General features: G+C 61.5%; 12 protein-coding genes. 10 read left to right on the top strand and 2 right to left on the bottom strand.

Going from position 1 to position 17,477, the window contains the following annotated elements; translation table 11 throughout:
* Nucleotides 1–3 precede the first annotated feature (3 nt).
* A complete protein-coding gene (locus CAF79_RS26120; RefSeq protein WP_085684934.1) occupies nucleotides 4–1,071 on the bottom strand; it encodes a DUF2333 family protein in 1,068 nt (355 codons plus the stop codon).
* Nucleotides 1,072–1,566: 495 nt separating this feature from the next.
* On the opposite strand from CAF79_RS26120, the gene gcbA reads away from it, so the two are divergent.
* The 6 genes from gcbA (at nucleotide 1,567) to accC (ending at nucleotide 9,506) form a co-directional block, all read left to right on the top strand.
* Entirely contained in the window at nucleotides 1,567–3,237 is a 1,671-nt protein-coding gene (gene gcbA / locus CAF79_RS26125) for a diguanylate cyclase GcbA (RefSeq protein ID WP_085700977.1), read from the top strand.
* A 953-nt stretch (nucleotides 3,238–4,190) separates the two neighbouring features.
* On the top strand, nucleotides 4,191–5,234 hold the full coding sequence (locus CAF79_RS29830) for a methyl-accepting chemotaxis protein (RefSeq protein ID WP_371917945.1): 1,044 nt from the start codon (nucleotides 4,191–4,193) through the stop codon (nucleotides 5,232–5,234).
* A 58-nt stretch (nucleotides 5,235–5,292) separates the two neighbouring features.
* Nucleotides 5,293–7,050, top strand: coding sequence for a protein-disulfide reductase DsbD (locus tag CAF79_RS26135; RefSeq protein ID WP_085700979.1), 1,758 nt, complete (start codon nucleotides 5,293–5,295; stop codon nucleotides 7,048–7,050).
* Between the two features lie 132 nt (nucleotides 7,051–7,182).
* Nucleotides 7,183–7,638 carry a type II 3-dehydroquinate dehydratase gene (gene aroQ / locus CAF79_RS26140; RefSeq protein ID WP_007951022.1) on the top strand — a complete coding sequence of 152 codons (456 nt, stop codon included), beginning with the start codon at nucleotides 7,183–7,185 and terminating at the stop codon, nucleotides 7,636–7,638.
* Nucleotides 7,639–7,662: 24 nt separating this feature from the next.
* A complete protein-coding gene (gene accB, locus CAF79_RS26145) occupies nucleotides 7,663–8,133 on the top strand; it encodes an acetyl-CoA carboxylase biotin carboxyl carrier protein (RefSeq protein WP_085700980.1) in 471 nt (156 codons plus the stop codon).
* A gap of 17 nt (nucleotides 8,134–8,150) precedes the next feature.
* Nucleotides 8,151–9,506, top strand: coding sequence for an acetyl-CoA carboxylase biotin carboxylase subunit (accC, locus tag CAF79_RS26150; RefSeq protein ID WP_085700981.1), 1,356 nt, complete (start codon nucleotides 8,151–8,153; stop codon nucleotides 9,504–9,506).
* A gap of 65 nt (nucleotides 9,507–9,571) precedes the next feature.
* Here accC and CAF79_RS26155 read toward each other — a convergent pair whose 3' ends face one another.
* The gene (locus CAF79_RS26155) at nucleotides 9,572–13,522 is read right to left on the bottom strand and encodes a type III effector 1 (protein WP_085700982.1); all 3,951 of its coding nucleotides are present in this window, start codon (nucleotides 13,520–13,522) and stop codon (nucleotides 9,572–9,574) included.
* A 194-nt stretch (nucleotides 13,523–13,716) separates the two neighbouring features.
* On the opposite strand from CAF79_RS26155, the gene prmA reads away from it, so the two are divergent.
* The 4 genes from prmA (at nucleotide 13,717) to fis (ending at nucleotide 17,398) form a co-directional block, all read left to right on the top strand.
* A complete protein-coding gene (gene prmA, locus CAF79_RS26160; protein WP_085700983.1) occupies nucleotides 13,717–14,595 on the top strand; it encodes a 50S ribosomal protein L11 methyltransferase in 879 nt (292 codons plus the stop codon).
* A gap of 30 nt (nucleotides 14,596–14,625) precedes the next feature.
* Complete coding sequence (locus CAF79_RS26165) at nucleotides 14,626–15,885, top strand: DUF3426 domain-containing protein (protein ID WP_085700984.1); 1,260 nt, start codon at nucleotides 14,626–14,628, stop codon at nucleotides 15,883–15,885.
* Between the two features lie 185 nt (nucleotides 15,886–16,070).
* The gene (gene dusB, locus CAF79_RS26170; RefSeq protein WP_085700985.1) at nucleotides 16,071–17,081 is read left to right on the top strand and encodes a tRNA dihydrouridine synthase DusB; all 1,011 of its coding nucleotides are present in this window, start codon (nucleotides 16,071–16,073) and stop codon (nucleotides 17,079–17,081) included.
* Nucleotides 17,078–17,398, top strand: coding sequence for a DNA-binding transcriptional regulator Fis (gene fis, locus CAF79_RS26175; protein ID WP_002555375.1), 321 nt, complete (start codon nucleotides 17,078–17,080; stop codon nucleotides 17,396–17,398). The genes dusB and fis overlap by 4 nt, the downstream gene beginning before the upstream one ends.
* Nucleotides 17,399–17,477 lie beyond the last annotated feature (79 nt).

Consider the following 17,477-nt stretch of genomic DNA (forward strand, 5'->3'; position numbering starts at 1 on the left):
GACTCAGCCCTGATTGAGCAGTTGACGCAAATCGATCACGGCGGCGTTGGCCCGGGAAATATAGTTGGCCATGACCAGCGAGTGGTTGGCCAGCACACCGAAACCGCTGCCGTTGAGGATCATCGGGCTCCAGACCGGCTCCTGAGACGCCTCCAGCTCGCGAATGATCTGACGCACGCTGACAGTCGCATTCTTCTTCGCCAGCACGTCGGCGAAATCGACCTCGATCGCGCGCAGCAAGTGCGACAGTGCCCAGGCCTGACCACGTGCTTCGTAGAACACGTTGTCGATCTGCATCCACGGAGTCTCGACGACTTCCTCGTCGACCTGCGGCACTTCCCCCACCGCCGGAACTTCGGTTTTCAGCGCGGTGTTGAGCTTGACCCGGCCAACACTGGCCGACAGCCGTTGCGACAGCGAACCGAGACGGGTGCCGACATCGCCCAGCCAGTTGTTCAGGTTGTCGGCGCGGGCATAGAACAGCGCGTTTTTCTGGGTGGGGTCGGACAGGCGCGCCTGATAACGGCTCAGGGAATTGATGCCTTCCTGATATTCCGACTCGCTGGACGGCAGGATCCAGCTCTTGTTATCGAAGTTGAAGCGCGGCTCGGCCTTGGCCAGATCGGCGTCTTCAGCCGATTGCGATTGCGAGCGGGCGAAGTCCTTGCGCAGGGCGCGGGTCAGGTCGCGGACCTGCACCAGCACGCCGTATTCCCAGCTCGGCATGTTGTCCATCCACAGGCCCGGCGGGAAACGGTCGTTGGAAATATAGCCACCCGGCTTGTCGAGCAAAGTGCCGGCAACGGTTTTCAGGGTTTCTACGGTGGTGTAACCGACCACCATCTGCTTGCCTTCCTTCTCGGCGGCAACCTGGGCGTTCTGCGCCACGGGAAACAGCGCCGGTTCCTGGCTCCAGTACCAGCCCAGGCCAATGGTCACCAACAGATAAATGGCAACCAGCGTAGCCAGCGCCCGGCTGAACAACAGCCCGCCGACATAGCTGCGGGCGGCCGACTTGGGCTCGGCGGCACGTTCAGGCGCGCTGCCCGCGCGGTTCTTCCAGTCCAGCATGGCGATATCCTTTCAATCTTGGGTTCAACGGTTCGACCACAACCATACAACAACGTGCCTCGCCCCGGCACCCGCGATCAGGGTCGCGGAAAAAAACAGGCGGGGTTCGTCAGTGAACGAAAGGATAGTCGCAGGCACAAATGCGCGGCGTTCCGGTGACACAGGGTCATGTTCAGGCAAATGTCTCGTAGGGGTTTCCCTGACCCTGCCAGCGCAAAACCCTTGTGAAGCTGACCTTGGAAAAATCAGAAAGCCCTGACAAACGATGACCATCCAGCGCAGGGGAAGCGTCCTCAAAAGCCCTGGGAAATATCCTTTAAGGCCCGGATTACGGGCCCTTGGTCGACGAGCAAGTCGCGGACAAAACCAACCAGTCAGAAACTGAATGATGCCGCACCGCAGATTATTGACGTACGACACTCATGTAAGGGAAAAGAGGTGCTAGCATAGAGCCACCAGTCGATCTCAGCATGCAGCCTAACTAGTAGTCAGGATATGACCGAGCCAGAAGACCCCAGCCGTGAGCGCCTCAAGCACCACTTTGCCCAGCGGGTAATTCATCAGGCACGTCAGATTCTTGAGATATGGCAGCGCCTGCAACGCAGTGAGTGGTCCACTGCCGATCTCGCCGAACTGAGCGAGGCCAATCTGCGCCTGCTGCGTTTTGCCGAGCGTTTCGAACAGCCCGAACACACGCAACTGGCCCGCCACATCAGCCAGTCGCTGGAAGCGGTGGACGCCAATCGCGGCCGCCTGAGCAGCGGCCTGATCACCGATCTCAACCGCTTGATGCAGCGCTTGTCGCGCACCGGTCTGCGCCATGGCGATCAGCTTGACCAGACCTTCCTGCCGCCCCTGCGCAAACCGATCTACGTGATGCTGCAGGATCATGACCGCGCCGAACGTCTGGCCAAGCAGCTGGAGTTTTTCGGTCTGAGCGCTCAGGCGCTGGACAGTGTGGCGGCGTTTCGCTCGTCGATGGTCGAGCGCCTGCCCGCCGCGATTGTTATGGACGTGGACTTCAGCGGCGCCGGCGTCGGCCTGAAACTCGCCGCCGAAGCTCAGCAAGGTCTGGAAGAACCGCTGCCGCTGCTGTTTTTCAGCCTGCACGAAACCGACACCCCGACCCGCCTCGCAGCGGTTCGCGCTGGCGGCCAGGAATTTCTCACCGGCACCCTCGAAGCCTCAAGCCTGCTGGAGAAGATCGAGGTCCTGACCTGCGTCGCCCAGTACGAACCCTATAAAGTGCTGATCATCGACGACTCCCGCGCCCAGGCCTTGCACACCGAACGCCTGCTCAACAGTGCCGGGATCGTCACTCGCACCCTGATCGAACCGATCCAGGCGATGGCCGAGCTGGCGGATTTCCAGCCGGACCTGATCATCCTCGATATGTACATGCCGGCCTGCACCGGTACCGAGCTGGCGAAAGTCATCCGCCACAACGACCGCTATGTCAGCGTGCCGATCATTTATCTGTCGGCCGAGGACGATCTGGACAAACAGCTCGACGCCATGAGCGAGGGCGGCGACGACTTCCTGACCAAGCCGATCAAGCCGCGCCACCTGATCACCACCGTGCGCAACCGCGCCGCCCGCGCACGCAACCTGAAAGCACGGATGGTCCGCGACAGCCTCACCGGCCTGTACAACCACACGCACATTCTGCAATTGCTCGAAGACTGCTCGTTCCGCGCTCGCCGCGAGAACAAGCCGCTGAGCTTTGCGATGCTCGACATCGACCACTTCAAACGGGTCAACGACAGCCACGGCCATCCCATGGGCGACCGGGTGATCAAGAGCCTGGCGCTGTTCCTCAAGCAGCGGCTGCGCAAGACCGATTTCATCGGCCGTTACGGCGGCGAAGAATTCGCCATCGTCATGCCCGACACCGATATAGAAGCGGCGCACAAAGTGCTCGACGAAATCCGTCAGCGCTTTGCCGAAATTCACTATCCGGCCCAGCCGCAGGATCTGTGGTGCACCTTCAGCGCTGGCGTGGTGGAAATGCACGACGACTCCGACAGCCTGATGATGGCCAGCCAGGCCGACGAGGCGCTGTACCGCGCCAAGGGCGAAGGACGCAATCGGGTGCAGATCGCGCGCGACTCAAAGCAAAGTGCCACTTTTTCATCGGAATCGACCCAATCGGTCATAACCCTGTAATAGAACCGCAATAAATTCAGGCGCTTACCGTTCTGCCGTTGGTAGCCGTCATGCGCCTGAAGTTGCTCACCAATCTCAATACTCTGTTGCTGGTCGCCGTCTGCGTGGCCCTCGGCGCCACGCTGTGGTGGTCGCAGAAAGCCCTGGAGCGCCCATATCTGTTGATGGAGCGTTATCTGGGACTGTCGCAGCAATTTCAGAATGACGTGGCACGCAACGTCGAGGACTACCTTGCCAGCGGCGACGCCCTTCGCCTGAGCAGCGCCAGCCAGGCCATCGAACAGTTGCAGAAAGAACTTGGCGAGCTGCCGCCGGCGCTGGCCGACACCTTGCGCCCGAGCCTCACCGGTCTCGATGAATTCAGCAAGACCGACCTGCTGGCCGCCGGCAAACTGGCCGGCGATCCGCAGGCTCTGCTGTTGCAGGCCGAACGCGAATTGAGCGCCAGCCTCGATCAGCTCAGCACCTACGCCGGCGGCAACGCGACCTATCTCACGCCCCTGCTGGTTGCCTCTCAACATCTGGGCAAACTGTCGCTGGCCCGGGACAAGCTGGTCAGCAGCGGACGCAGTGAACTGGCCGCCGATGTCGAACGCGAAGTCAGCAATATCCGCACCCAGGCCCAGACAATCGACGCCCTGCCCTTGCTCGGCGTGGTCGCCAGCAGTGAGTCCGGCAGCGACGACTTTGCCGCGATGATGGGCATCGAAAGCACGGAAAAAGCCGCTGCCGAAGATGCCGGCGTCGGCCTCAAACGCGAACTCAACAGTTTGCTCGGCCGTTATCCGGCGGAGCTGGCGCGCACCCGCGATCAGATCCAGAAACGCACCGACCTGAGCACCGCGACCTACCAGAAAATCGCCGCCGTGCAGCAAGCCATCGCCGGTCTTGAACCGGTGGTGCGCGCCCAGCATGGGCAGATTCAGGGTGAAGTGCGCCTGATGCAAGGCGTGATGATTGGCCTGATTCTGCTGATCGCGCTGCTGATCGACACCCTGCAACGACGCCTGGCCCGCACCCTGACCAACCTCGCCCCGGCGCTGTCGACCTGGGCCGAAGGCGACTTCAGCCGCGACATTCATCTGGGCAAGACCAACCGCGAACTGCACGACATTGAAGCCTCGCTCAATCGCCTGCGTGCCTATCTGGTGGACCTGGTCGGGACCATTCGCGGCAATGCCGAGCAGGTGGCGGGCAGCAGTCGCACCCTCGCCGAGCTGAGTAATGACTTGCACAGCGGTGCCGAACATCAGGCCGGCGATACCGCGCTGATCCGTGATTCCCTCGGCGAACTGGAAGCGACCATCCAGCAAGTGGCCGGCGATGCACGCCAGGCTGCCGACGCCAGTCGCCATGCCGGGCTGGCCGTCGAACACGGGCAACAAGTGATCGGCCTGAGCCTCACCGGCCTGCACGCGCTGGTCGGCGAGGTGCAGGGCAATGCGCAGATGATCGAACACCTGGCCGAAGAGTCGGCCACCATCGGCGGCGTACTGACGGTGATCCGCTCGATTGCCGACCAGACCAACCTGCTGGCGCTCAACGCGGCAATCGAAGCCGCCCGCGCCGGGGAAATGGGTCGCGGATTTGCCGTAGTGGCCGAGGAAGTTCGCTCGCTGGCACAACGCACCGCCGGCGCCACGGCAGAAATCCAGACCCTGATCGCCGGCCTGCAAACCGCCGCAAGGCAATCGGTCGAGGGCATGCGCGCGCAGGTCGAACACGCCGAGGCCACGGCCAATCAGGCGCAATCGGCGGACGGAGCGCTGGACAAAATTGTCGGCGCAATCCAGACCATTTCCGACACCGCGATCCGCATCGCCGACATCACCGCACAACAGAGCGGCGCGGTCAGCGAGATTCGCGATCACAGCGAGCGGATTCACCAGTTGGGCGGGGACAATCTGCTGCGCATCGGCCAGGGCCGCGAGCAAGGCGAGAACCTGCTTTTGCTGGGCGGCCAGTTGCACACCGCCGTGCAAGCGTTCCGCGTGTGACATACAGCGCAGGGCCAAGTCCGCTATCATTCCCGCACCTTTGATTCGCGAGATTGTCATGCGCCGTCTGCTCTGCCTGCTGTTTTTCGTCTTCGCCCTGCCGGCCGGCGCCGCCGGTCTGTTTGACAGCAAACCCAGCGCCACACTGGGCTCGGTCAACAACAGTGCCGACTTCCTGCCGGTGCGCGAAGCCTTTCAACTGAGCCTGGTCGAGAGCACCCCGCAATCGGTCAAACTGCGCTTCGTCGCCAGCGAAGGCTATTACCTCTACCGCCATCGCTTCCAGTTTCGAGCCGAACCTGCCGAGGTGAAACTCGGTGCCGCACAGTTACCCCAGGGCGAACAGAAACACGACGAGTATTTCGGCGACGTCGAGGTCTACCACGGCATTCTCGACGTGGAACTGCCGCGCAATGACGCCCGGGCGTTCACACTGGCCGTCACCTATCAGGGCTGTGCCGACAAGGGTCTATGCTATCCGCCGGAAACCGAACGCCTGAGCATCGAAGGCAACGCAGTGGCAAGTGGCGCGTCCACTCCGGTGACGGGTTGGGACTGGCGTGACCTGGCGCTGTTTTTCCTCGCGGGTCTGGGGCTGACCTTCACGCCTTGTGTATTGCCGATGCTGCCGATCCTGTCCGGCGTGGTGCTGCGAGGGCAGGTCGGCGGTTTGCGTGGTTTCAATCTTTCCCTCGCTTATGTGCTGCCGATGGCCGCCTGTTTTGCGCTGCTCGGGGCCTTGATGGGGCTGTTCGGCGCGCAACTGAATTTGCAGGCACGGCTGCAATCGGCGTGGGTGCTGGTGCCGTTCGCGATGTTCTTTGCGGTGTTCGCGCTGGCGATGTTCGGCGTGTTCGAGCTGAAACTGCCGCACTTCATCAGCAGCCGCCTCGACCGGATCGCCGGGCGCACCGAAGGCGGCTCGCTGTGGGGCGCGGCGGTGCTGGGTGTGGTGTCGAGTTTGCTGGTATCGCCGTGTGTTTCCGCCCCGCTGGCCGGCGCGCTGCTTTATATAAGCGCCAGTGGCGACGCGCTGGGCGGCGGCCTGAAGCTGTTCATGCTCGGCCTGGGGATGGGCGCGCCGTTGTTGCTGGTGGCCACTGGCGGCGCGGCGTGGCTGCCGAAAAGCGGGCCGTGGATGATGTACGTGAAAAACGGCATCGGCGTGTTGCTGCTCGGGTTGGCCATCGGTTTGCTCAGCCGGGTATTGCCGGGCCAGATCACGCTGCTGCTGATCGGCTTGCTGGCCGGTGGCGTCGGCCTGTTCCTCGGCGCTCTGGAATTCGTCTACAAACCACCGCGCAAACGCCTCGGCCAGTTGCTCGGCATGTTCCTGCTGTTTTATGCGCTGGCCTGCTGGTACGGCGCGTTCAGCGGGCAGACCGACCCGTTGAATCCGATAGCCCCGGCGCGCCTTGCCGACAGCGGATTGTCGGCGCAGGACGGCGGTTCGTGGCAGACCGTCAGCACCCCGGCAGAACTGGACCGGGTGCTGCTCGAAGCGAAAACCGCCGGCACCCCGCTGCTGCTCGACTGGTACGCCGACTGGTGCATCAGCTGCAAAGTCATCGAACACGAAGTACTCAATGACGCCACGGTCGTGAATCGGCTCAAGGGCTATCGGCTGATTCGCTTCGACATCACCGCGAGCAATGCCGAACAGCGCACCCTGCTCGACCGCTACAGCCTGTTCGGCCCACCGGCGCTGATGTTCTTCGGCAAGGACGGGGTGGAACGTCGCGATGTGCGGGTGATCGGCGAGATCAACGCCAGCGACTTCGCCGAACGTGTTGCCAAAGCGAATGACCGGATTTAATCACTCAGTCACATATTTTGCGCAAACATCGGTCATCGTGCTGGCTATTGCAGAGAACTGGACAGTCACAAAGGCTTTGCGGCATAGTCGCCGGGTTCTGACGAAGGCTCACCCATAACAAGGAACACGCAGATGGCAACGCTACTGGTGCTGCACGGCCCCAACCTGAACCTGCTCGGCACCCGGGAACCGGGGACCTACGGGTCGACCACCCTGGCGCAGATCAATCAGGACCTGGAACGCCGCGCCCGTGAAGCCGGCCATCATCTGCTGTATCTGCAAAGCAACGCCGAGTACGAATTGATCGACCGCATCCATGCCGCACGTGGCGAGGGTGTGGACTTCATTCTGATCAACCCGGCAGCATTTACACACACAAGTGTCGCATTACGTGACGCGCTGCTGGGAGTGAGCATCCCATTCATCGAAGTGCATTTGTCCAACGTGCACAAACGCGAACCTTTCCGCCATCACTCCTACTTCTCCGATGTAGCAGTAGGAGTGATCTGCGGCCTTGGCGCCAGCGGTTATCGACTGGCCCTGGAGGCTGCACTAGAGCAGCTTGAACAACAAGCTATACGCCCCTGACCGACCCTTGGGAGTTGATGATTCATGGATATCCGTAAAGTTAAGAAACTGATCGAATTGCTGGAAGAGTCCGGCATCGACGAGCTCGAGATCAAGGAAGGCGAAGAGTCCGTACGCATCAGCCGTCACAGCAAGACCCCGGCGCAGCAGTACTACGCACCGGCTCCGATGCAGGCTCCGGCCGCTGCACCTGCCGCCGCTGCCGCTCCGGTTGCTGCTGCAGCCGCTGCTCCAGCTGCCGCTGCTGCTCCAGCGCTGAACGGCACCGTTGCCCGTTCGCCGATGGTCGGCACTTTCTATCGCAAATCTTCGCCAACCTCGCCAGCCTTCGTTGAAGTCGGCCAGACCGTGAAGAAAGGCGACACCCTGTGCATCGTCGAAGCCATGAAGATGATGAACCACATCGAAGCTGAAACCAGCGGTGTGATCGAGTCCATCCTCGTCGAAGACGGCCAGCCGGTTGAGTACGACCAACCGCTGTTCACCATCGTTTGAACTGCGGAGAGCCTTTGATGACTGCGAAGTTGGAAAAAGTTCTGATCGCTAACCGCGGTGAGATCGCCCTGCGGATTCTGCGTGCCTGCAAAGAGATGGGCATCAAGACCGTCGCCGTTTACTCCAAGGCCGACAAAGAGCTGATGCACCTGGGTCTGGCAGACGAATCCGTCTGCATCGGCCCGGCTTCTGCCGCGCAATCCTACCTGCACATCCCGGCAATCATTGCGGCCGCTGAAGTGACCGGCGCTACCGCCATTCACCCAGGCTACGGTTTCCTCGCGGAAAACGCTGATTTCGCCGAGCAGGTCGAGAACTCCGGCTTCGCCTTCATCGGCCCGAAAGCCGAAACCATTCGCCTGATGGGCGACAAGGTATCGGCCAAGCACGCGATGATCGAAGCGGGCGTGCCAACCGTTCCAGGTTCCGACGGCCCGCTGCCGGAAGACGAGGAAACGGCGCTGCGCATCGGTCGTGAAGTCGGCTATCCGGTGATCATCAAGGCCGCCGGCGGCGGTGGTGGTCGCGGCATGCGCGTGGTGCACAAGGAAGAAGACCTGATCGCCTCGGCGAAACTGACCCGCTCCGAAGCGGGCGCGGCGTTCGGCAACCCGATGGTCTATCTGGAAAAATTCCTGACCAACCCGCGTCACGTCGAAGTGCAGGTTCTGTCCGACGGCCAGGGCAACGCCATCCATCTGGGCGACCGCGATTGCTCGCTGCAACGCCGTCACCAGAAGGTTCTCGAAGAAGCGCCGGCACCGGGCATCGACGAGAAGGCCCGCCAGGAAGTCTTCGCCCGCTGCGTCCAGGCGTGCATCGACATCGGCTACCGTGGCGCCGGCACCTTCGAGTTCCTGTACGAGAACGGTCGTTTCTACTTCATCGAAATGAACACCCGTGTTCAGGTGGAGCACCCGGTTTCGGAAATGGTCACCGGTGTCGACATCGTCAAGGAAATGCTCAGCATTGCCGCCGGCAACAAGCTGTCGATCCGCCAGGAAGATGTGGTCATCCGCGGCCACGCGCTGGAGTGCCGGATCAACGCCGAAGACCCACGCACCTTCATGCCGAGCCCGGGGACGGTCAAGCATTTCCACGCTCCAGGCGGCAACGGCGTTCGCGTCGATTCGCACCTGTACAGCGGTTATGCCGTTCCGCCGAACTACGACTCGCTGATCGGCAAACTGATCACTTACGGCGCGACCCGCGACGAAGCCATGGCCCGCATGCGCAATGCCCTGGACGAAATCGTGGTCGACGGGATCAAGACCAACATCCCTCTGCACCGTGATCTGACCCGTGACGAAGGTTTCTGCAAAGGGGGCGTGAATATTCACTACCTCGAGCACAAGCTGGCCAAACAGTCGTAAGGCTGAAGCGGCATGAAAAACCCGATCCCTGTGGATCGGGTTTTTTTATACCTGCAACAAAGCCATCAGACCATTACCGTGGAGAACGCGTGCTGCTCGACCATTGTGTCAGACGCCCGCTGGCCAGCATCATCGACCACCACTCCTGCTGCGTTTTCATGTAACGGTCTGCGCTTGAACCGCCTCGTAAAGTTTCGGGCGCGTATCGAGAGGCCGTCCGTGGCATAGGTCGATCTGGCGATAAGCGGGTTGTACAGCCCGCCAATCTGACCAGAGGAATGCTTGAACACTCTCGAGACTCCATTGTTCAGATTCAGCACCACGCCATAGCTGTTGCCCAGGCATGACGAGTATGACCAGTAATCCCAGGTCGGCTGCAGGCCCTGTTCGCGCAACACGCGCCTGACCGGACCGCCGATGTCAGCGCCCGCCGACAGCCAGTCGCCACCCACCAGCGTGGCGCGAATGTTCTGCGGTGTTCCCCCCAGACGCTCCAGCACCTGCGTGACACTTCGCTCGATCAACGGACGAATATTGTGATCAAAATGAATGACCGCCCCCGCTCTTGTCGTCGGGTTATACAGCGAGGCGATGACGCAACTCTGCGCATTCAGGGAAAACAGGTAGTTATCTTGCGATCCGGGATGGAAAGCCGCCACCACGGCCTCGCCCTGCAGCGCGCCGCGGTTCAGCACCGGCTCGACACCTCCAGGAAAAGCATCATTCAAATTGTTCACGCGCCCAAGGTCGCGCACGTTGCCACCTGCGAGTCCGACCCTGGCGCGTACCCACTTGCCGCCCGCAGCAAGACGTATCGGCTGCTGATAGATCGCGTTCGGGCGACGGGCATCGACCAGGCTCAGCCCACCGAAATGCGGATTTTCCCTGACCAGGAAATACTTGCCTTTGTTGCGAATGTAATAGGCCGGGTGCGGCTGTGCAGCGCTGGGCGGGCTGCGCCAGGTGCCGAAAAAGACGCCTTCTTCGCTCACCCTTTGCAAACCCTCGGGCTTCTTGCTGACGGCCTGCCTGGCATGGAAGCGTACTTCTCGGGTCGCCGGCAGCGCTTCCCTGCGCAGCGGAGCCACGGTATTCAGACGCTCTGACAACAACGAGACCGGCCTCATCGTGCTCTTCAGGCTTCTGGCCGCGCTGCCCAGCCACTTGATCGCACTGCCAGCGCCGACCATAGCGAACAATGCTCCCCACGACGCCTCCAGCCAGTGGCCGAGAGCGCCATCGACGTCACCCTCCAGATGCGCAGCGACCGCCCGACCGGCGCTGACGGCAATGAACACTACATCAAGCAGCAAGGCAAACGGAGGGAACACCATGCAAAACGGTGCGGCTGCAAACATCAGCCCCTTGACCACTTGGCGTTCGATCATTTGCGCGCGGCTGGTGGTGATGTCCTGCACATCCGTAACCGCGCGCTCGATGTACGCATTGAACTCGCTGCGCGCGTCAATCAGGCGCTGCGCTTCGTACAGCGTATCGACCCGTTGTTTTTTTGCCGCAATCGCATACAGGGTGCGCGACACGATGCTGCGCGCGGCAACCGGCGTACGCGCCATCAAGTAGTCATGCAAAGCGCCTGCGATATCGCCGAACAGTGATTGATATGCACGCACCACAACGCCGTCGGGCGCGTCAGGCGTGTACAGCCACCAGGACGGCTCGGGGTCGAACGAGGTCAGAACATAAACCCCGAGCACGACGTGGTGGCGCACGGTGAACCTGAACACGCCGTCACTTTCGACCATGCTCGCGCCGGGAAAATGCGCACCCGGTGCTGGCACCTGGCTCAACAGAGAGACCTGACGGACCAGCGCCGAATACACCGCGTCGCTCAATCGCGCCTGACTTCTGGCCACGCGTAAATCACGGTCCATCTTTGACAGCAGTACGTTGCGATAGGCAAAGCGACGCGGTTCGTAGGCTGCATCACGCGGGTCGAGATATTTGCCACGGATCTCGCTGGCGTATTTTTCACCCAGCCCCGCCCGACGAAGAAACAGCGCCAGATCGGCGCTGCGCACCAGGCTCAGATCCTGACCAACCGACGATCGCACGCCTTTTTTCGGATGTTCGATGCCGGAGTTGTCATCGTAGCCGTGAATGGCCAGGTCGAGCAGCGTGGCCACCTGCTGCTTCCTGCGGTCGGCGACGCCAGGGTTGTAATCGATCAACACGGTGGCCGGATCGACCGGTTCCAGCACGTTCTTGCTGCGCATGTAGGGCGTGATCGCTGCGGCAACCGTGCGCTTGGCGAAATCAACAAAAACCTCGAAACCGCCAAGCAGCTCGTTGAAAACCTGCTGATGAACGATCAGTTCCTGATTCAGACTGCTGATGTGCCGGCGGGCCTCGAGCCCCAGCGTCGTGTACCAGCGCAGCGAGTTGTCCTGCTCGACCCGCTGCAGGTTGTTTGCCAGACCCATTTTTGCAGCGGCTTCGACGCATTCGGCAAACGGCAGAGGCGCTCGTCGAAGGTCACTCTGCATGCCCCAGAGAGCGGGGCTGGCCGCCGCGGCCAAAAGATAATCCCGTGCAGCGTGATGTGCCGTCGGCGAAAGTTGCTGCAACAGATACTCACGACCGGATTCGCTCTGCGCCCAGCTCCACACTTCGCCGGTCAACGCCGCAATCGACGGCAACCGCACCCACTCCTGACCGTCCGGTTTGTTGGGCGCGTACAGCACCAGGTGATTCACCACTTGCTCGGTTTCTGCCTGGTAGAACACCAGAAGATCGGCGCATTGCATGCCGTTGGGCAGTGTCAGTGCGGCCACTTGCAACGGTTTGTTGATAGCGTGTCCAGACCACGTCTGCTCCAGACGCTCATGGTCGGAATCCGACAGATGAGCTGCGCAGCGCGCGACGAATGCGCTCTGCCGAAGCCGTGCGGCGAACCAATCGATGAGCGCCTTTTGTACTTCTGTGCGCTCATATTGCACGGCGAGAACTCGCAGGTAGTCTGCCGGGTAATCCTGCATCGCCAGCATATCGGCAACGAATGTCGGCTTCAGTGACTGATTGCGCAATGGCGCAGGACTGCTGATCTCCAGTACCGCTGCGAAGTCCTGCCCGATCGGCCCGCAGGCCAGCAGATCACTGAGGCTGCGATTGCGGGTCGGCTCACCGACCGCCGAGCGCCATTTGAGCCGCACGTCGATCCGGTCTGGTTCAACCGTCATGTCGAGCTTGAGCTGAATGTATTCGATGGCCTGCTGGCGGGCAAAGTCGCGCAACGAGCCGTAGCCCAGCAGCAGGTCATCGAGTGCTGCCTGGGCCAGTGAAGTCTGCTCCTGATAATCGCGCAACAGGGCGCGTTCCGGCTCCTTCAGCGCCTTCATCCATGACGGCAGTTGCGCGAAGGAATGCGCCTCGAGAATCTTTTTCTCTGCACCGGTTGCCAGGGCGGTCAACCGGTACCGACGCGTGCTCCGGGCCTGAACCCGGTCGATTTTGCTGCGCAATCGATCCAGTGTCAGGCCCGCCAGTCGATCACGGTGCAACAGCAACTCGATGTCCTTGATATAGCGCCGCAGCTTGCGTTTGACCAGACGATCAAACAGCACTTCCTGCCCTTTTGTCGCCCAATGTTCTCGCAGGTATTTTTTGTACTGGTCGAGGAAATGCAGCGAAACGCTATCCACCGTCCGGATAACATGCTCATGACGGCTGGACGGCAAACCGGGGTCGGCGCCCCCCGGCCAGCGAAATGGCGCGTCCTGGAGCGCCAGGAACATGACTGGCCGGCCGTCGATAAGCTTCTGCAGAATGGCGTCAAGCAGGGCAATCACAAAACCCGGGGCGAAATGGCCGTCCGGGTAATGCCTGCGCAGTTCAGTCAATGCGAAATGCTCCAGTGCCTCGAGCAACGTCATCTGGCTGTTCAAGCGCTTGTCGATCATCACCTGCCAGCGCGTAATACGCAGCAGGATCTCCTGCACCGACCCCGCAGACGCAGCGGCTACCGGTAGTTCTTCTACAATCCCTTGTTGATCCGCCATGTCGCCCAGCCTTTTGTTGCATAGAGATGAGCCCTGACTCTATTTGCCGACAACAGTGCTCAGGCCATACATAGGTATATCGCGGCCGCGAATGTGTAACAGCCAAGCGGTGTGTCCACTTTGCCGGCGACCTGGCGTAAACTGCGCGCTTTTGCAGCTTCGGGCTGCCCCACAGATTTTCAAAGGTGCCCGCCATGCCTTGGCTGCAAGTCCGTCTCGCCATCACCCCGGAACAAGCCGAAACCTACGAGGACGCATTCCTCGAAGTCGGCGCCGTGTCGGTGACCTTCATGGACGCCGAAGATCAGCCGATCTTCGAACCGGAACTCAACACCACGCCGCTGTGGTCGCACACCCATTTGCTGGCGCTGTTCGAAGGCGGTACCGAACCGGAACCGGTGCTGGCCCATCTGGAACTGCTGACCGGCAGCCCGCTGCCCGAGCATCACAGCGAAGTGATCGAAGACCAGGACTGGGAACGCAGCTGGATGGATGGTTTTCAGCCAATGCGTTTCGGTCAGCGCCTGTGGATCGTGCCGAGCTGGCACGCCGCACCGGAGCCGGACGCGGTCAACCTGCTGCTGGATCCGGGCCTGGCGTTCGGTACCGGTACTCACCCGACCACCGCTCTGTGCCTGGAATGGCTGGACGGCCAGGACCTGAAAGACTGCAACGTGCTGGATTTCGGCTGCGGCTCGGGGATTCTGGCGATTGCCGCCCTGCTGCTCGGCGCCAAAGAAGCCGTGGGCACCGACATCGACGTGCAGGCGCTGGAAGCGTCCCGCGACAACGCCGGGCGCAACAACATCGCTGACGAACTGTTTGCGCTGTACCTGCCGGAAGACCTGCCGCAGGTCAAAGCCGACGTACTGGTGGCCAACATTCTCGCCGGTCCGCTGGTTTCCCTGGCACCGCAACTGTCCGGCCTGGTCAAATCCGGCGGGCGCCTGGCACTGTCCGGGATCCTCGCCGAACAAGGTGACGAAGTCGCCGCTGCCTACGCGCAAGACTTCGATCTCGACCCGATCGCCAATCGTGATGGCTGGGTGCGCATCACCGGCCGTCGGCGCTAGAATGACCGCCTGCTCAATCCGGACCGCCGCATGACCGACAGCTTCGTCACCCAGTGCCCGCATTGCCAAACCAGTTTCCGCGTCAGCCATGCTCAGTTGAGCGTGGCCCGCGGGGTGGTTCGCTGCGGCTCCTGCCTGCAAGTGTTCAATGCCGCCAAGCAATTGCTGGAGCAACATGCAGGCAAGGAAGCGGTCACGCCGGTCACGCCGGTGGCGCCGTTAATCAGCGAGCCGGCGCCTGTCGAGCCACCGGCCATCGTCGAAACGCCCGAACCGCGCGCCATCAGCCAGAAGCAATGGAGTGCCGCCGAGCTGGATCTGGACAGCCTGGATCTGGACGAAGAACTGGCTCGCCTTGAACAGCGGGAAATCCAGCCGACCACCGAGTTCGGCCGCCCGCGTGAAGACGCCCTGAGTGCCCGCCGCGACAGCCACGAACCGGAAGATACGACATGGCCGGACAGCCTGTTCAGCGAACCGGCGGATGAGCGCGCAGCAGACGTCGAAGAGGCACCCGAAGCCGTCGAGGCCGAGCCGATCAGACCGGAGCGCACCGAGCCTTCGCTGTCGCTGGAGCCGGTGGATCTCGATGACGAACCGCCGATTCCGCAACTGCGCCTGCACGACCCGATCGACCCGAATGCCCGCCGCGAGCGCCTGTCCGCCGGCGACGACATCGACGACGAACTGCCACTGATCGAACCTGCGCGCAAAAAACGCGAACGCGTCGAATCCAGTGTTCGCGCCGAAGCCTTGCAGGATCTGACCGACGACCCGCTGCAACTGGACTGGCAGAAACGCCGCTCGCCCTGGGGCCGTCGCCTGCTCTGGCTGCTGCTGATCGTGCTGGCCGCCGCCGGGCTGGGCGGACAGTACATCGCCTATCACTTCGATGAACTGGCCCGCCAGGATCAGTACCGGCCTTGGTTCCAGCAAATATGCCCGCAAATTGGCTGCACGGTGCCGTCCAAGGTGGACATCGCCAAGATCAAGAGCAGCAACCTGGTGGTGCGCAGCCACCCGGAATTCAGCGGTGCGCTGGTGGTGGACGCGATCATTTACAACCGCGCCCCGTTCTCGCAGCCGTTTCCGCTGCTGGAGTTGCGCTTCGCCGACCTCAACGGGCACCTGATCGCCAGTCGTCGCTTCAAACCCGGCGAATACCTCAACGGCGACCTTGAAGGCATGGCGGAAATGCCGCCGCAGACGCCGATCCACATCGCTCTGGACATCCTCGATCCAGGCCCGAAAGCGGTGAACTACAGCCTGAGTTTCCACTCACCCGAGTGAAACGCTTCACCGTTCCCGGATTGACGGCAGTTTTCTGACTGCGCCGCGCACGACCAAACCGGCGGTAATAACAGAATAACTGTTCAGATTTTGTTCAATTCAGCCTTTATCCAGTCATCGAGAGCGGGTATCATGCCAACCCTTTTTCGAACTCTCATGATCCGGCCCCACTTCAGGGAAGTCCTATGTCGGCGGTACGCATCGGCCCATATACATTGCAGAACGGCTTGATCCTCGCCCCGATGGCGGGTGTCACCGACCAGCCCTTTCGTCAGCTGTGCAAGCGTTTGGGCGCAGGGCTTGTAGTCTCGGAAATGGTCACCAGTGACATGAGCCTGTGGAACACCCGCAAGTCGCGCATGCGCATGATCCACGAAGGTGATCCCGAGCCACGCTCGGTGCAGATCGCCGGTGGCGATGCGCAGATGCTGGCGGATGCGGCCCGGGCCAACGTCGAGCTGGGCGCACAGATTATTGATATCAACATGGGTTGCCCGGCGAAGAAGGTCTGCAACAAGGCCGCCGGCTCCGCGCTGTTGAAGGATGAGGCACTGGTTACCGAAATCCTGCATGCCGTTGTGGCAGCAGTTGATGTACCGGTGACCCTGAAGATCCGCACCGGATGGGATCGCGACAACAAGAACGGCCTGACCGTGGCGAAGATCGCCGAGCAGGCCGGGATCACGGCACTGGCGGTGCATGGCCGCACCCGCGCCGACCTGTACACCGGTGAAGCCGAGTACGACACCATTGCCGCGATCAAGCAGGCGGTGTCGATTCCGGTCTTTGCCAACGGCGACATCGTATCGCCGGAAAAGGCCCGTTACGTGCTCGACGCGACCGGTGCCGATGGCCTGTTGATCGGCCGGGCTGCCCAGGGGCGGCCATGGATTTTTCGCGAGATCGAACACTTCCTGCGTACCGGCGAAAAACTGCCGGCGCCGGAGCTGATCGAGGTGGAACGCATTCTGCTTGAGCATCTGGCCGCCCTTCACGCCTTCTATGGGGACGTGATGGGTGTGCGAATTGCCCGCAAGCATGTGGGCTGGTATCTCGCAACCTTGCCGGGCGCCAGGGAATTTCGCGCCCACTTCAATCGTTTGGATGGTACGGAAACACAATGCGCCAACGTTCGGGAGTTCTTCGCCGAACGTTACAAGAGCCTGGCAGGGGACGGAGAAGGGGTGGCCGCATGACGATGATGACCGAGACTTTAGTGAGTGGAACAACACCCGTGAGCGACAACGTGAATTTGAAACAGCACCTCAATACCCCGAGCGAAGAAGGCCAGACCCTTCGCGGGAGTGTCGAGAAGGCGCTGCACAATTATTTCGCCCACCTTGAGGGCGCGTCCGTCACGGATGTGTACAACCTGGTGCTCTCCGAAGTCGAGGCTCCCCTGCTCGAAAGCGTGATGAACTACGTCAAGGGCAACCAGACCAAGGCCAGCGAGCTGCTCGGACTGAACCGCGGCACGCTGCGCAAGAAACTCAAGCAGTACGATCTGCTGTAAGCATTCAATCAAACCTGAAAGGCGCCCGCGTAAAACCGGTCGCCTTTTTTGCTGACTTCCCTTGCTTTTGATGGAAATT

Origin of the sequence: Pseudomonas sp. B26(2017), from assembly GCF_002113045.1 — a bacterium.
Lineage (GTDB): Bacteria > Pseudomonadota > Gammaproteobacteria > Pseudomonadales > Pseudomonadaceae > Aquipseudomonas.

What these genes read in the sequence shown, in the direction of transcription:
- CAF79_RS26120 (WP_085684934.1), bottom strand. Translation starts at nt 1,071, where the DNA reads ATGCTGGACTGGAAGAACCGCGCGGGCAGCGCGCCTGAACGTGCCGCC.
- gcbA (WP_085700977.1), top strand. Translation starts at nt 1,567, where the DNA reads ATGACCGAGCCAGAAGACCCCAGCCGTGAGCGCCTCAAGCACCACTTT.
- CAF79_RS29830 (WP_371917945.1), top strand. Translation starts at nt 4,191, where the DNA reads ATGATTGGCCTGATTCTGCTGATCGCGCTGCTGATCGACACCCTGCAA.
- CAF79_RS26135 (WP_085700979.1), top strand. Translation starts at nt 5,293, where the DNA reads ATGCGCCGTCTGCTCTGCCTGCTGTTTTTCGTCTTCGCCCTGCCGGCC.
- aroQ (WP_007951022.1), top strand. Translation starts at nt 7,183, where the DNA reads ATGGCAACGCTACTGGTGCTGCACGGCCCCAACCTGAACCTGCTCGGC.
- accB (WP_085700980.1), top strand. Translation starts at nt 7,663, where the DNA reads ATGGATATCCGTAAAGTTAAGAAACTGATCGAATTGCTGGAAGAGTCC.
- accC (WP_085700981.1), top strand. Translation starts at nt 8,151, where the DNA reads ATGACTGCGAAGTTGGAAAAAGTTCTGATCGCTAACCGCGGTGAGATC.
- CAF79_RS26155 (WP_085700982.1), bottom strand. Translation starts at nt 13,522, where the DNA reads ATGGCGGATCAACAAGGGATTGTAGAAGAACTACCGGTAGCCGCTGCG.
- prmA (WP_085700983.1), top strand. Translation starts at nt 13,717, where the DNA reads ATGCCTTGGCTGCAAGTCCGTCTCGCCATCACCCCGGAACAAGCCGAA.
- CAF79_RS26165 (WP_085700984.1), top strand. Translation starts at nt 14,626, where the DNA reads ATGACCGACAGCTTCGTCACCCAGTGCCCGCATTGCCAAACCAGTTTC.
- dusB (WP_085700985.1), top strand. Translation starts at nt 16,071, where the DNA reads ATGTCGGCGGTACGCATCGGCCCATATACATTGCAGAACGGCTTGATC.
- fis (WP_002555375.1), top strand. Translation starts at nt 17,078, where the DNA reads ATGACGATGATGACCGAGACTTTAGTGAGTGGAACAACACCCGTGAGC.